Annotated in this window: 1 protein-coding gene; it reads right to left on the bottom strand. The window is 41.8% G+C overall.

Annotated elements, in window-relative coordinates; all coding sequences use genetic code 11:
• Positions 1 to 123: 123 nt before the first annotated feature.
• Complete coding sequence (locus NFR99_RS15285; protein ID WP_120483704.1) at positions 124 to 837, bottom strand: phosphatase; 714 nt, start codon at positions 835 to 837, stop codon at positions 124 to 126.
• Positions 838 to 1,133 lie beyond the last annotated feature (296 nt).

The raw sequence follows: 1,133 nt of genomic DNA, 5'->3' as shown, positions 1-1,133 counted from the left end.
CCTGAGCGCTATTTTGTGAGCTAAAGTATTGATTTTTCAGGGAGCAAATCCCATTTTTAATGTGGGAAGTTTGAGTATCCTAACAAAAACTTTGGGACTCTGCATTTTCTGCAGAGCCCCATCTTATTTGCGATTTATATACTTTCGATATTCTTCTACCGAACGGTTTACAATCAATTCCTCTGGAAAACCCAAGCTGTCCAGAATCGGTTCTATATATCGGAAATTAGCAATGTCCTCCTGGATATGCGCGTCGCTCCCTAAAATAATAGGAACTTCGTATTCCATACATAACTTCAGCATTTTACGATCATTCGGCTCTGCATTCTCCCGGAAACTTTTCGGATTCAGGGACGCATTGTTAAGTTCCAGCAGCACTCCCTCCTCTTTCGCCGCCTTCACCACACGCTCATAGTCTACCGGGTATCGGCTGTCATCCGGATGTCCGATAATATTCACATACGGATTCTCTATCGCCCCTAGCAGCGCCCGGGTATTTTCCTCTTTTGTTCCAGGTCTTATGCAAGGCGTATGCAGGCTTGCTATCACCACATCCATCGTTTCCAGCAGATACTCTTCCATATCCAGACTGCCATCATATCCAATAATATTTGCTTCTGTTCCATGCATGACCTGAATCCCGCACAGTTTGCGCGGTATCATCCTCATATTCTGAAAATGATATTCATGGCAGGTGCCTGGCATTGTCAAAGAATGTTCTGTAACACCTAAAAGCTCCAGTCCCTTCTCCGCCGCTTCCCTGGCCATCTCATGCAGCGTACTGTATGCATGGCCGCTGACTATCGTATGTGTATGTGAATCTAAAACGTATTTCATAATGCTGTACCGCCTCCCATTTAAAATGCTGTTAAACTCTATTATACACAGTCCTTTCACAAATTACAATAATTGAAAAAACTGTTGCCCAAAACCGTCTGTCAAAACAGCCATATAAGCTCATGAATGTCTTTTATGTACAGCAAAGCATACAATACTACATCCCAAATGTGTTACCATACCAAAGCCAAACATCATACAAACAAATGTTATATTGGGTGATGTTGGGGTCAAAACCATAAATAAATTTGCCCCTATTCCTATAGTACCTTGAAAAATTCATATTTTGTAGTATA

The organism is Hominisplanchenecus murintestinalis, assembly GCF_943193015.1.
Lineage (GTDB): Bacteria > Bacillota > Clostridia > Lachnospirales > Lachnospiraceae > Hominisplanchenecus_A > Hominisplanchenecus_A murintestinalis.
This window is presented reverse-complemented; position numbering and strand designations above follow the sequence as displayed.